The 13,772-nt window shown below is 26.4% G+C and carries 12 protein-coding genes; 6 read left to right on the top strand and 6 right to left on the bottom strand.

What is annotated here, in order from left to right; all coding sequences use genetic code 11:
* Positions 1-47: 47 nt before the first annotated feature.
* The 3 genes from topA to BABL1_RS01485 form a co-directional block, all read right to left on the bottom strand.
* The gene (topA, locus tag BABL1_RS01475; RefSeq protein ID WP_053335899.1) at positions 48-2,306 is read right to left on the bottom strand and encodes a type I DNA topoisomerase; all 2,259 of its coding nucleotides are present in this window, start codon (positions 2,304-2,306) and stop codon (positions 48-50) included.
* Between the two features lie 103 nt (positions 2,307-2,409).
* Positions 2,410-3,039: an orotidine 5'-phosphate decarboxylase / HUMPS family protein gene (locus BABL1_RS05200; protein ID WP_023791461.1), complete on the bottom strand. Its 630-nt coding sequence runs from the start codon at positions 3,037-3,039 to the stop codon at positions 2,410-2,412.
* 115 nt (positions 3,040-3,154) lie between these two features.
* Complete coding sequence (locus tag BABL1_RS01485; RefSeq protein WP_023791463.1) at positions 3,155-3,892, bottom strand: hypothetical protein; 738 nt, start codon at positions 3,890-3,892, stop codon at positions 3,155-3,157.
* Positions 3,893-3,975: 83 nt separating this feature from the next.
* On the opposite strand from BABL1_RS01485, the gene rsmG reads away from it, so the two are divergent.
* The 4 genes from rsmG to gatA all read left to right on the top strand — a co-directional run bounded on the left by rsmG (position 3,976) and on the right by gatA (position 7,948).
* Positions 3,976-4,620, top strand: coding sequence for a 16S rRNA (guanine(527)-N(7))-methyltransferase RsmG (rsmG, locus tag BABL1_RS05205; protein ID WP_023791466.1), 645 nt, complete (start codon positions 3,976-3,978; stop codon positions 4,618-4,620).
* A 75-nt stretch (positions 4,621-4,695) separates the two neighbouring features.
* Positions 4,696-6,126: an MATE family efflux transporter gene (locus tag BABL1_RS01495; RefSeq protein WP_023791468.1), complete on the top strand. Its 1,431-nt coding sequence runs from the start codon at positions 4,696-4,698 to the stop codon at positions 6,124-6,126.
* A 23-nt stretch (positions 6,127-6,149) separates the two neighbouring features.
* Positions 6,150-6,449 carry an Asp-tRNA(Asn)/Glu-tRNA(Gln) amidotransferase subunit GatC gene (locus tag BABL1_RS01500; RefSeq protein ID WP_023791470.1) on the top strand — a complete coding sequence of 100 codons (300 nt, stop codon included), beginning with the start codon at positions 6,150-6,152 and terminating at the stop codon, positions 6,447-6,449.
* 32 nt (positions 6,450-6,481) lie between these two features.
* Positions 6,482-7,948, top strand: a complete 1,467-nt coding sequence (gene gatA, locus BABL1_RS01505) for an Asp-tRNA(Asn)/Glu-tRNA(Gln) amidotransferase subunit GatA (RefSeq protein WP_023791472.1) — start codon at positions 6,482-6,484, stop codon at positions 7,946-7,948.
* Between the two features lie 202 nt (positions 7,949-8,150).
* On the opposite strand, the gene BABL1_RS01510 is transcribed toward gatA, so the two are convergent.
* The 3 genes from BABL1_RS01510 to BABL1_RS05210 all read right to left on the bottom strand — a co-directional run bounded on the left by BABL1_RS01510 (position 8,151) and on the right by BABL1_RS05210 (position 11,821).
* A complete protein-coding gene (locus BABL1_RS01510; RefSeq protein ID WP_023791475.1) occupies positions 8,151-8,951 on the bottom strand; it encodes an ankyrin repeat domain-containing protein in 801 nt (266 codons plus the stop codon).
* Between the two features lie 129 nt (positions 8,952-9,080).
* Entirely contained in the window at positions 9,081-10,553 is a 1,473-nt protein-coding gene (locus BABL1_RS01515) for an ankyrin repeat domain-containing protein (RefSeq protein WP_044601157.1), read from the bottom strand.
* Positions 10,554-10,756: 203 nt separating this feature from the next.
* Entirely contained in the window at positions 10,757-11,821 is a 1,065-nt protein-coding gene (locus BABL1_RS05210; RefSeq protein WP_023791481.1) for an ankyrin repeat domain-containing protein, read from the bottom strand.
* Between the two features lie 179 nt (positions 11,822-12,000).
* Between BABL1_RS05210 and BABL1_RS05215 the strand changes: the two genes are divergently transcribed.
* Together BABL1_RS05215 and BABL1_RS01530 are read left to right on the top strand one after the other, a co-directional pair.
* Positions 12,001-12,903 (top strand): ankyrin repeat domain-containing protein, encoded by a 903-nt coding sequence (locus tag BABL1_RS05215; RefSeq protein WP_023791483.1) that lies wholly within the window; start codon positions 12,001-12,003, stop codon positions 12,901-12,903.
* 61 nt (positions 12,904-12,964) lie between these two features.
* On the top strand, positions 12,965-13,750 hold the full coding sequence (locus tag BABL1_RS01530; protein WP_023791486.1) for a phosphatase PAP2 family protein: 786 nt from the start codon (positions 12,965-12,967) through the stop codon (positions 13,748-13,750).
* The last annotated feature ends 22 nt before the right edge of the window (positions 13,751-13,772 follow it).

The raw sequence follows: 13,772 nt of genomic DNA on the forward strand, positions 1-13,772 counted from the left end.
AAAATTAATATAGTAAGTAACTTAAAGAATACTTAATAATTTTTTATTTACTTATTTTTACACTCTTTGTTAGCACAATAAAAACGAGGATTACCTTCTTTATCTAATTTTTTTAAAAGAAAAGGCCACTTACATTCTGAACAAGAAATTCGTTCAGTTTCACCAGAAGTTATAAATTTGCAATTAGGATAGTTGCTACATCCCCAAAATCTAGAACCTTTAAACATTCTTTGAATAACATCGCCAGTTTGGCATAAGGGACAATTAAACCCGGCCTTAACCTGTTGAACATAATTACATTTAGGATAACCAGAGCAAGCTATAAATTTGCCGTATTTACCCTGTAACTGTCTTAATTTATGCTCACATTTAGGACAATTTTCTTCAAGTACAATTAATTCTGATTCTATAAGTCTAATCGTTCCATCTTCAAGGCGCTCAAAGTTACTAGTAAAATCACACTCAGGATAATTATTACATCCAACAAATGGACCACTTTTACCAAATCTAATTAAGAGCTCTCCAGTTGCACATTTGGGACAAGTCATCCCGGTTTTTTGAGCAATTTTTTTGTTATCTTCGCCCTTAAAAGTTTCCAAATCTTTTTCAAAGTCGTTATAGAATAAATTAATTAGATTATCTCTTTGCAACTCTCCATTAGCTATCTTATCAAGATCTTTTTCCATATTTGCTGTAAATTTTAAGTCCATAATCTTAGAAAGATTTTGACTCAACATTTTAGTAACAACCGTACCAAGCTCCGTTGGTACAAATCTTTTTTTGTTATCTATTGTAGTATAAGATCTTAACTGTATAGTCTTTAATATAGTTGCATAAGTACTAGGTCTTCCTATCCCTTCTTTTTCTAATTCTTTTACCAAAGAAGCTTCTGTAAATCGTGGGGGAGCTTGAGTAAAATGCTGCTTAGGATCAATATCTTTCTTATTTAAAGACATATTTTCTTCAATCTCTGCCGGAATAGTAACTTTTTTATCTTTCTCATCACTATCTTGAGAGTCTTCAGTGTCATTATATACTTTTAAAAAGCCATCAAATATTAAAGTTGAACCTGTAACTTTAAAGATAAATGGTCCTCCTTCAATCGACACTTGTCTTTGAGCATATTGAGCTGGCTTCATTTGACATGAGACAAATCTTTTCCAAATTAAGTCATATAATTTAGCTTGATCAGAAGAAACATATTTCTTTACATATTCAGGCGTCAAAGTTATATCTATAGGCCTTATTGCCTCATGAGCATCTTGAGCTGATCCACTCTTTGTATAAGCATTGGCCTTTGGAGGTAAATACTCTTTTGAGTAAGTGTCAGTTATAAATTTACGAGTTTGCTTTATTGCTACATCAGATATTCTTAAAGAATCGGTTCTCATATAAGTAATTAAAGCAATAGGCGTAGAAGCATCCTCAAGAGGTACCCCCTCATAAAGTTTTTGAGCGATTTGCATAGTTTTTTGAACATTAAAACCCAAACGATTATAAGCAACTTGCTGTAAAGTACTTGTCATAAAAGGGGCTAAAGGATTTTTTAATCTATTAGTATCTTTTATAGATATTATTTTATAATCGTGGTTTTTAATTTCTTCAACTATCTTGTCAGCTTTTTCTTTATTTTCTATTTTCGGTTTTTTCTTATTAATTTGAACTAAAGGTGCTATAATCGTTATAGATTTTTTATCAACTTTAGAAATAAAAGTAACCTCAATCGACCAATATTCTTCAGGTTTAAAATTAACTATTTCTTCTTCTCTATCTACAATCAACTTTAAAGCAACAGACTGCACTCGTCCTGCTGAAAGACCTTTTGCTATCTTTCGCCACAAAACCGGGGATACTTCATACCCTACCAAACGATCAAGCACTCTTCTTGCTTGTTGAGCATTAACTTTATTTAAATTAACTGAAGATGGATTAGAAATTGCTTCCTCTATTGCTAATTTTGTAATTTCGTTAAAAGTTATACGATGTATCCTACTTTTATCTTTTACTATTTTAAGTAGTTCCTGCTCAACATGCCAAGCAATAATTTCCCCTTCACGATCAGGATCAGGAGCTAAAAAAATTTCATCGGCATTTTTTGCTTCTTTCTTAATCTCAGATATAGTTTTATCTTTACCCTCTAAAACTTCATAATCGATCTTTATTTCGCCATTAAAAGATACTCCAAGCTTTTTAGAAGGCAAATCTTTAATATGTCCCAAAGTGGAAACAATCTTAAAATCTTTACCTAAAAACTTAGATATAGTCTTTATTTTTGCCGGTGACTCAACTATTAACAGCTTTTTCATTATTTTGTTAGATACCCCCCAATAGTTAAAATACTTAATCATATAAATATATATAATTTTAAAAGAAACAATGACAAAAAGTCAAATATTAAAATTAAACAAATTATTCTAAGTTATTAATTATACCTGAAAAATACAATGTTTCTTCTAGTGGATTACTAGCTCCGGTTATTGCTTTAGATATAACTATGCCATTAGCTCCTATTGATAGGATTTCAGCTATATTTTCTCTTGTTATGTTAGAAGCTATAAATACAGGTAATTGAGTATTACCTTTAACGATTTCCCAACGTTCATGAAATACCGCTTGGACATCTTCTGAAGAAGGCTTATGAAATAGAAGAGCATCCACTCCTAAACTTTTTGCTTCTAAAGCAGACTGACCTACGGAACTAGCATCAGTTAGATCCAACATAATTTTTTTACCAAATTCATGAGCAACTAAACATGCTGTATGAATTACATTTCTTGGAGCACCAGCCATAACGGTTATCCAATCAGCTCCTGCTTGAGCAAAAAGAGAAACAGCATCTTTACTTTGATCAACTATTTTAGCATTTGCCAATATCGTTTTTTGAGGAAAATTTTGTTTAAATTTTTTAACAGATTCCTCACCATATTTATATATCAGCAAAGCTCCAACCTCCAGAATATCAAAATGACTTTCTATTTCTTGCGCAATATTAATAGCCTTATCAAGGTCAGTAATATCAAAGGATATCTGAAATTTCATATATTATATTCCTTATAAAAAGTTTGATATAGGATACTCTAATAGTTTAGCATGTTTTTTCAAACCTGAAAAATAATTTAAGCATCCAGAGAAACTAAATATACACTTAAGAAGGCTAATTTGCTACTCTTTGTTGATAAACGTCTTCCTTAAACTCTGATTTTAAATTTACCGGCGCAAAATATTGTCTAACTTTTAAAAATCTAAATACGTTTAATACCGAATCAGGGTTTTTTATTAAATAAATATCAGGTAAAAGCAAATTTTCACCTCCTATTGCAGATGTTTGACCTAACGGTACAAAAAAATTTTTAGGATCTAGAAATAATATAATCGAATCATATGGAATAATTTTATTTAAACTTAAAGGTTGTTCACTTATGTACCAATTGTATACTTGATCTTGAACGCTTTCTTTACGTTCAATTGAGTAATATTTAAAATTAGCTTTAGGATCTACAACAAATCCTAAAATAGTATTTGGATTATTTGGATTTTGAAATACCGGCTTAATATCTTGAGTAAGAAGAAGATTAATTTTGGGCAGAGCTGTTTGTCTTGAAAAAGATATCTGACCATTGTGATTAGAATATGTAGAATAACCAGCATAAGAAGCATATATACCTACTTCAGGATGTTTAATTAAACTACTATTTATAATTTTAAAGAATTTTTTCTGTAAATCTTTTGCTTGATTTAAGTTTTTTATTTTTTGACTTTCAAGTTCTTTTTCATTTTGAATAGTCAAAGGTTTAATAAAAAACGTTAGTATGTAAGGATTTAGTTGTTTATTTGCACAAAATATAGCATTATATACTAATAAAAGCGTTAAAATTAAAAGTCTTTTATTCATCTATTTTTATAAGTAATTTAATTTTTAATATTTTACTTTTTTATTTAAATTTAACAAATAACAACAAATAAAGTCTACATTTTATGGAAAAAGAAATCAAAAATCAAATTTTATGGGATAATTTTGCAAAAAGAAATTTATTATCTTCAGAGCAAATAGATCAATTTAAAAAATATTATAACCTACTTATTGAACATAATAAATTATATAATATAACTGCTATTACAGATTTAGAATCTATAATAAATGATCATTTTGAGGATTCTTTAGCTTTATCAAAGGCCGTAGATCTTAATAATAAAGTAATAGTAGATGTAGGATCTGGCGGAGGATTTCCAGGAATTCCTTTAAAGATTAGAGATAATTCATTAAAAGTCATATTAATAGAAGTTATTTTGAAAAAGGTAAATTTCTTAGAAACAGTAATTGAAGAACTTAATCTAGATAATATAGAAACCTGCAATTTAGATTGGAGAACTTTTTTAAGAACACCTCAAGAACCACTAGAAAATAAAGTCGATTACTTTTGTGCAAGAGCATCTTTACATACAGATGAACTATTAAGAGTGTTTAAACCATCTTCATTTTATAAAAATAGTTCTATTGTATATTGGGCATCTAAAAATTGGATTCCTACTAAAGAGGAGAAAGAGCTTATTTATAAAACATATTCTTATCAAAATGATAATAAACAAAGACAGTTAATTTTCTTTAAAAGTAAAATTTAATTTTAATCATAAGCTTAAAAGTATTATAATAACACAAGATAGAAAAAAAGGTATGGTAATAAATGAGAAAAGTAGATGAAAAATATATTTATTGAAAACAAATCACTTTTAAAAAGTGATTCAAAAGATAAATGTGAAAATAGCTATAAAGAAATATTATCATACTTTTTACCAGAGTTTATTACATGCTTTATACTTTACTTTATTATTAATGTTCTTGATAGCTTCTTTATATCTAAAATCAGCTCTTTTTGCTTTGCCAATTCTGGAGTTATTGAAACTCTATTTCATTTTATTACTAAAACAGCTGAAGGTTTTTCAGTAGGATTAATTATATTATGCGGAATGTTTAATGGTAATTCAGAATATAAAAAGGCAGGCGAGATATTCTCAAACTCTTTTTGGATATTTTTTATCTTTGGTTCTATTATATCTATTGTACTTTATACTAACGCATATTCAATATATTCTTTATATCAATTACCTAAAGACATATGCAATATAGGAGTACCTTACTTAAGATTAAGAGCTATTAGCGTTTTTTTTAGTTTTATTTTTTTTAGTCTAATCGGTTTTTTACGTGCTATAAAAAATACTAAAGTGCCTATGATCATATTTATTATTGGTTCTTTAATATTTATATTTTTTGATTATGTATTAATTTTTGGGAAATTGGGATTTACTCAATACGGCTTTAACGGATCAGCTATAGCCTGTATTATACATTATGTATCTATGCTTATTATTACATTAATTTATATATTATTTGATCCAAATATAAAAAAATATTGTATAAATTGGAGACCTAAATTTAATAATTTAAACATTAATTATATAAACGATTTTATAAATTTAAGTTTACCGGTAATAATTGACAAAGCTACATTTGCTATTTTTTATATATGGTTATCCAATAGAACTTCTTTTATATCGGCAAGCTATGATACACAAACATGCACAACTTTACTTTCAAGCTTTAACACAATAAAACATATAGAAAGATTATCGATCTTACCAGCAATTGCATTAACTCAAGTAATTACGTTCTTAGTAAGTAACAGTATTAAAAGTAACGATAAGACTAATAAATTAATTATCTTGGATCATATTAAAAAAGTACTTATTATATCTTTTTTTATGGTATCTAGTATACTTATTTTTTTTGCCATATGGCCTAAAATTTTTATATCTCTTTTTGACCAAGAAGGATCATTTACTATAAATACAGCTAATATAATACCAATTATCAGTATACTAGTTTTATTTGATATGGTACAATTAATATTAGCAGCAGCTTTAAGAGGAGCTGCACAAGTTAAAACCGTAATGTGGACTAGATTAATTATTGGTGGTTTATTCTTTATACCCACCTCGTATATATTATCGATTATATCGATAAAAAACTTAAACATAAAATTTATGCTTATCTATAGCACCTTTTATATAAGCAATGTATTTATGAGTATTGTTTATATGAAAATACTGAAAAACAATTATAATAATTAAATATAAATCTTAGGAAAAACTATATGAAAATAACCAAAGATGATATATTAAAATTAGCTCAAATATCTATGATAGATGTATCGCCAGATGAGATTCCAATTTTAATTGAAAGATTAGATACTTTACTAAATTACGTATCTTGCTTAAAAGAGTTAGCTCAAGAAGTAAATATACCTGAATTACCTCACAATACTAATATATTAAGAGAAGACAATTCAAGAGAACAAGATTATGTTCCTCTAATGAATTTAGCTCCTGAAAAGACAGACAATTACTTTGTTGTGCCTATGATCCTAAAAAAGCCAACAACAGAGAATAAATAATATAAATTAACAGAATGAATAGGGTGAATCTGATGAATAATTTAGCTTTTGCTTCGATAAAAGAATTAAAAACCAAAATTTTGAACAAAGAACTGCATACTGAAGAATTACTAAGTTTTTTTATCGACCGATTTAAAAAATATGATCCCATTTTAAATTCTGCTCTTGAAATATTTGATAAAGATTCGATTTTAAATACTTTTACAAATACATCTAATGGCTTATTATATGGTATACCAGGACTTATAAAAGATAATATTTGCCAAAAAGGCAGAAACCTTACCTGTGCATCTAAGATTCTTGAGAATTATCAAGCAACTTATGATGCTACTGCTATCACAAACTTAAAAAACCAAGGAGCCCTTCTAATCGGCAGAGCAAATATGGATGAATTTGCAATGGGCAGTTCTACTGAAACATCTCATTATAAAAAAACTGCAAATCCTTGGAACACTAGATGCGTACCAGGGGGATCAAGTGGTGGATCAGCAGCAGCGGTAGCTGCTGGATTAGTTCCTTGGGCTTTAGGCTCCGAAACCGGTGGATCTGTTCGCCAGCCTGCATCTTTATGTGGAATAGTTGGTCTCAAACCAACTTATGGTCTAATATCTCGTTATGGACTTGTTGCTTATGCATCATCTTTGGATCAAATTGGGATATTTACAAGAAATATATATGATAATGCTTTAGTACTTTCAGCAATAGCAGGTACTGACAAAAATGACTCCTCTACTCTTAATGTACAAAATCAAGATTATACAAAACAGCTTACAGGTAAATTAAAAGAGAATTTTACACTAGGCATTATCGATAATGCACTTGAAGCAAACGGTATAGAAGATGAAGTTTATACTCTTTTAAATGAAGCAATTAAAACTTTTGAAAAACTTGGCGCAAAAATTAAACGTATTAAATTACCTATGATGGACTACTCAGCAGCTGCTTATTTTGTCATTAGCCGAGCTGAAGCTGCATCAAATTTGGCCAAATTTGATGGCGTACGTTATGGTTATAGATCTAAAAATGCCGAAACTTTAAACGATATGTATATAAATACTCGTGAAGAAGGTTTTGGATTTGAAGTTAAATCTCGTATATTACTAGGTAATTATGTACTCTCAGCAGGTCATGCGGATGAATTTTATAGAAGCGCTAAAGTTGTTCAAGGACTAATCAGATCAGAATTTCTTAAAGCATTTGAAGAAGTCGATTTACTCTTCTCTCCTGTTTCTCCAACAACAGCTTTTGAATTTGGTAAATATAATGATAATCTTCTTTTAATGGACTTACAAGATTACTTTACTTGTTCAGTAAATTTAGCCGGAATACCTTCCTTGGGCGTACCATGCGGACTTACTAAAGATCAAATGCCTGTTGGATTCCAATTAATTGGACCAGATTTATCTGAACATAATATATATCAAGCAGCTTATGCCTATGAAAAAGAAACTCAAAAAGATGATTCAGAAAATAAATTTGTTCCAACAAATTTTAAATAAAATTTTATAAGAATAGTTTTAAATTAATTTAAATAAAAATAAGAAATATAAATTTTTGTTTATAAATTGGTTAGCAATTTTATTTTATTAAATTCTTATTAAAAGGCCTATTAAAATAGGCCTTTTAATATCAATATATAAAACTTAGATTACTTTTATTTTAAAATTAGATCTAATAAAAGAGCTATACTCTTTTTACTAGTTACTTAATGGTTTCTAATTTTTTAATTAATTTTTCCACTATTTCTTTATCGTTTACCATAAAAGCTAACTTTAAAACCGTTAGAGACTTTAGATTTTTAATATTAAAATCTTGATCCTGATCGATTAAAATTAAAGCTATCTCTTTTTGACCTGATTTTATTGCTTTAAATAAAGCAGTTTCATTAATATCATCCCTAATAGTTGGATCAGCTCCTGCTTGAATCAGTAATTCAACAATATAAGTATCGCTATAATAACATGCTTTCATTAAAACAGTTTGTCCTGCAATTCCACAAATATTTGGGTTAGCCCCTATAAGTATCAATTTTACAGCTTCATGCAAAATTTCTTTATTAGACACTTGCTTATTTAATATTTTTACTAACGCTGCATCAAGCTCATTCTGATCCAAAGTATTTGATTTTTTCATTGTATCTATCAAATATTTCGATCTTTCTTTTTTTAGTCTATTTATAGTATTGATTAGGTACTTATCAATGTAAGTATTACAAAGTACTCCAAATCTACAATTAATTAATCTTAGAGACATTACTTTTTGGTATAATTCTTTTTTATTGAATTCTTGATCAAATTCCAAAATATTACACCAATCATTCATATACTTTTTTACTAATTCTTCAAATAATTTTTCGATAATATTAAGTAACATTTCGTCAGGCAAATCTAACAATTCTAGTTGGCTAATTTCTTGATTTATCTCTATAGATTCTTTTGCAAATATATTACTAAATAAAAATACATTCAAAGTCAAAATCAAATATTTAAATTCTTTTTTCATATTTTTATCCTATTAAATTAACTTATTTTAAAACACTTATAATATTAATTATACAAATATAAATAAAAATATCAAGAAAATAAAAAAAGGCCTATTGAAAGAGGCCTTTAAAACATTACTAAATTTTTTCTAAACTCTTTTTATTTGTTTAACAATTTTATAAAGATTATAAGCATTAAATTTAGCTTTAAAATAATTATAAATTAAAAATACTGCAACTTTATATTTACAATTTTCCAAAACATAAATTAAATCATTAAATTCGGTATCTTCTATTTTTGCTCCTGCTTTGATCAATATATTAATTATATCTATATTATCTCTATATAAAGCAATTTTTAAAGCACACAAATCAAATTTATCTTTCAAAGTAATATCAGCTCCCGCTTCAAGTAACATTTTAACTATAATTACATAGTGTTCATTATTATAATATGCTTTACAAGCAAGTATTAAAGCAGTCTCTTTATCAAAAAGTTCCTGTTCATTTACATCTATACCATTTTGTATGCATAATTTAACTATATCATCATACCCTTGATAACTTGCAAGCATTAAAGTAGTCTCATTTTTAAAATTCTTAATATTAAGATTTGCACCTTTTTCAATTAAAAAATCAACTATATCTTTACGTCTATATTTTAATGCAGACATTAAAGCAGTATTTCCACATTCATCTTGAAGATTTATATCTGCTTTTGATTCAACTAATAACTCTACGATTTCTAAATGATCATATATACAAGCGTAAATTAATGCTGATCTTTTATATGATGAATAATTTTCATCAATTTTATAATATATAGCAGTATCACCTATATGATTAACATCTGCATTATGGTCTATTAAGAGTTTTACTATATCAGTATGTCCTCTTTTGCAAGCATATATCAAAGCAGTTCCTTTATATATATCTTTAGAATCAATATCAGCAGCTAATTTCAGTAACATAGATACAATATTCTTGTGTCCATAACTACTAGCTTTCATAAGTGGTGTTAACTTAAAAGTATCATGAAAATCGCTAACAACATTAAACCCTAGCTCTTTTATAACCTCTATTAATTCTTTAGATCCCTGAGCAATAGCTTTACTTAAAATTGTATTTTCATTTTGATCTTTTAAGTTTAAATCAGCTCCTGCAATTAACAATTGGATAACTTCTTCAGGATCAAATTCAACCTCATTATTAATTATAGAATTTAAACGAGAATTTAATTCGTTAATATTAGGTTGCTCTAAAGTTGATTTTTCTTTTAACTTCTTGAACAAATATGAAAATCTATTATATCTAATTTTCTGAAAAAGATTTGATATTTCTGTAACAGATAACTTGTTGTTTAGTTCTTTGTTGACTAATTTTAAATTATTTAAATCTTTAATTAAATTCACTACATTGACTTCATGATCAAATCTACTGATAACGTTCCAATTATTAATATAACTAATCATTATATGCTGAATGATTTCTATTAACATTTCATCAGACAATTCTAATAGTTCTGATTTTGTATTTTGATTATTTTTTTCTATATCCATAGCTATTAGATAATTTGATAAAAATATAACTAAAATTATAATAATATATCTCTTTATTAACATCTTAAACCCCATTTTTAACTATAAGAATTTCAGAAAAGGCATTTAACATTAACATCAAATTCTTACTATTTCAATATTTTTATTTTATTAAATTAATTTATTTTGACAATTATATAATAAAAATTATATCGGTAAATATAGAACTATCAAGAGCATAGCAATGTTTTAATATATATAGTTTTTAAATTTTAAAATATCAATTTTTAAGATAAGATACAACTACCAGAATTATCTACAACGGGATCCTCTACCACTCGATTTATTAACATAGATTCTATTTCTAACTGCTCTGCTTCACTCAATTTACTATTTGTTAAATAATTCAAAGCAGTATTACCATAATCATCTTTTATATCAGGATCTGCTCCTGATTGAATTAAAGTCTTAACTATGTCTTTATGACCTGCGTCTACAGCCATCATTAAAGCGGTTACTCCATGATGATCTTGAGCATTAACTTCAGCTTCTCTTTCGATTAATAAATGTACTGTTTTTTGATAGTTTTTATAAGATGCCCTCATCAAAGCTGTTTTTCCATCTACTCCTTGAAAATTAACATTGGTTCCTTCTTTAATCCATATGTTTGCATACCTATCTGATGAAAAGTACAAAAACAATAAAACTACATTATCTACACCAAATGTCATATTAAGATGATAACCTACATCAGATAAAATCTTAATCACATTCTTATGTTTATATAAATAGGCAAAAGTCAATGAAATTAAAGCAAAAATACGAGCACTTTTATTTTTTTTAATAAATATTAATTTAAGAGCTTCTTCATTATCTGTCTCAGGAGATTTGCCATTCCACCAATCAGACCATGTTGGATTTGGAGATGAATCACACTTTTTCCACAATTCTAATATTTTTGAATCAAGCTCATCTTCAGTTAAAGTATTATTATTTTTTAAAATAGAAACTAAGTACCAAAATCTTTCATTTTTCAAAGATTTAACTTCTTGAATGAATTCTTTACTATCTAAAAGTAAATTAAATTTTCTACAAACCAATTTTAAATTTTTGATTGCTCTTATTAACTCTACTTTCTTAGATTCTTGATCAAATTTATAAATCTCGTTCCAGCAATTGATATTTATCCCAACAAATTTGGTAAAAATATTAATTAAGATCTCATCTGAAAAATATTCTAAAATAGATTGATTGTTATCTTGAACATCAACAGTTTGGGTTGGATTAGATATCAAACGATTTGATACACCTATTAGGAAAATTATAAAAATAAAATTTAATTTTTTAGTCATCTTTTACCTATTATTGTTTATTATTATCTCAATTAAATATAAAATATATATCAAAATAAAAATTAAATATATAAAAAGAACAAAAATATTTATAAATTGCTTTTTATATTTCAATCTGTATAATAAATAATAAATACTTTATATTTTTAATATAAATTAAATAAAATTAAGGGTGAAATATGAAAAGTTTACTTAAGTTACTTAATATATTGTTAAGGTCTAATAATTCGAAAATAGTTTCTAATAATGAAAATAAGGTTCTTAATCAAGTATTACTATATAATTTACCTGACAAGACAAAAATCGATATATTTAAGCAGACTATAGATATTATCCTAGAAGATAATAAAGAAAATATTTTTCAAGCCTTTTATCAGATATCTATATTTTTCAAAAGAATATTTTTAATTAATCAAAATTTTAGACAATTGGCTCCTGAGATTATAAAGTATTCAAAGAATTTAATTGCTCCTGAAGAAAGTCAATTAGATACAATAAAATTAGATAAAGAGTTAAAAAAGATTTTAAGAACTAAATATACAAAAGAAAATGCACTAAAATTTTCAAGAATTATAATGCTCAATCCTGAAGTAAATCAAAAAACTAAAAATCAAGCATTAATATGGAGCTGTACAAGTAATGATCTCAATCTAGTTCAATTTGTTCTGAAATTGCATCCCAATATTGACTGTACAAATAAAAATAAACAAACTCCATTAATCTTGGCAATTGAGAGTGATAACCCTTCAATAGTTCAAGAAATTATAAATCATAAACCTAACATAAATCTAAAAGATAAGAATAATAATACAGCCTTAATGTATGCAGTAAGCAAAGGCAATGAACATATAGTATCTCTTATCATTAATGAAAAAGCAGATACTAATATAGAAAATAAATTTGGAATAAATGCCTTTATACTTGCCTGTATTGAAGGAAGAGAAAATATAGTCAAATTATTTCTAAATAATCTAAATATGGAATATAATAAAGCACGTCAATTTGCACAAAAAGCAGGTAACTATCCAATAGTTAAAATGATCGATAAAGAAATACAAGAAAGTATCAATTACTTAAATTGATAAATTGCTTGAAATTTAAATTTTGTTATTATTAAAAAAATTTAAAAACTAGTTATAATTTATGTACATGATAAAAATTATTAAGATAATAACATTTTCTATTGTAATAATACTTAGAAGTAACTTAATAGGTAATTTTTATCCACTTATAAGCAAAAACATAAATAAAATCACAAATGATATAGTTAATATAAATAAAAAATTAATAAAAAAAGATACATTAAATATATTAACATTAGCAACTCCATTTTATTTAACTTCTTTAATCTTTGATAAAAATATTAGCTCTATTTTTTATGACGAAAAAGACCATAAAAACGTTAATTATTTGCCTTACTATAGCTCTTATTCTCAAATATCAAATATACTACTTTCTGGATCTATTATTTGTTGCTTAAGTTGTTTATTATCAAATGATAAAAAATTTAGGCTAGCTAATTATGAACTACTTTTAGGATTACCTTTAATCGGAATAAGTAAATCTCTTATCAAATTAATAAAATGGAATGGATCCTTAAGACCTCCTAATCAATACTTTATGAAAGATAAGAAGTACTACGGTGGATTTCCTTCAGGACATTTAACAACTATGTCTTATATTAGTACTATATGGATCAAACAATACGGAATTAAAACAACCTGCCCTTTTTTATTAATATCAGGGTACATGTTTTTAGATTATATAATGCAGAATCGACATTACACATCACAACTTATTGCCGGCATAACTCTTGGTAGTATATTTGGTCTTGCAGTCAGTTCATTAATAGATGATAAAATATTAAGCAAAAGTAACTTAAAATTAAAAAATAAAGATCTAGATTTAAAATTAATATATAAATTTTAGATTAAAAAAGACCGGAATTAAT

The sequence above is a fragment of the Candidatus Babela massiliensis genome, from assembly GCF_000513475.1.
GTDB lineage: Bacteria > Babelota > Babeliae > Babelales > Babelaceae > Babela > Babela massiliensis.

What these genes read in the sequence shown, in the direction of transcription:
- topA (WP_053335899.1), bottom strand. Translation starts at nt 2,306, where the DNA reads ATGAAAAAGCTGTTAATAGTTGAGTCACCGGCAAAAATAAAGACTATA.
- BABL1_RS05200 (WP_023791461.1), bottom strand. Translation starts at nt 3,039, where the DNA reads ATGAAATTTCAGATATCCTTTGATATTACTGACCTTGATAAGGCTATT.
- BABL1_RS01485 (WP_023791463.1), bottom strand. Translation starts at nt 3,892, where the DNA reads ATGAATAAAAGACTTTTAATTTTAACGCTTTTATTAGTATATAATGCT.
- rsmG (WP_023791466.1), top strand. Translation starts at nt 3,976, where the DNA reads ATGGAAAAAGAAATCAAAAATCAAATTTTATGGGATAATTTTGCAAAA.
- BABL1_RS01495 (WP_023791468.1), top strand. Translation starts at nt 4,696, where the DNA reads ATGAAAAATATATTTATTGAAAACAAATCACTTTTAAAAAGTGATTCA.
- BABL1_RS01500 (WP_023791470.1), top strand. Translation starts at nt 6,150, where the DNA reads ATGAAAATAACCAAAGATGATATATTAAAATTAGCTCAAATATCTATG.
- gatA (WP_023791472.1), top strand. Translation starts at nt 6,482, where the DNA reads ATGAATAATTTAGCTTTTGCTTCGATAAAAGAATTAAAAACCAAAATT.
- BABL1_RS01510 (WP_023791475.1), bottom strand. Translation starts at nt 8,951, where the DNA reads ATGAAAAAAGAATTTAAATATTTGATTTTGACTTTGAATGTATTTTTA.
- BABL1_RS01515 (WP_044601157.1), bottom strand. Translation starts at nt 10,553, where the DNA reads ATGTTAATAAAGAGATATATTATTATAATTTTAGTTATATTTTTATCA.
- BABL1_RS05210 (WP_023791481.1), bottom strand. Translation starts at nt 11,821, where the DNA reads ATGACTAAAAAATTAAATTTTATTTTTATAATTTTCCTAATAGGTGTA.
- BABL1_RS05215 (WP_023791483.1), top strand. Translation starts at nt 12,001, where the DNA reads ATGAAAAGTTTACTTAAGTTACTTAATATATTGTTAAGGTCTAATAAT.
- BABL1_RS01530 (WP_023791486.1), top strand. Translation starts at nt 12,965, where the DNA reads ATGTACATGATAAAAATTATTAAGATAATAACATTTTCTATTGTAATA.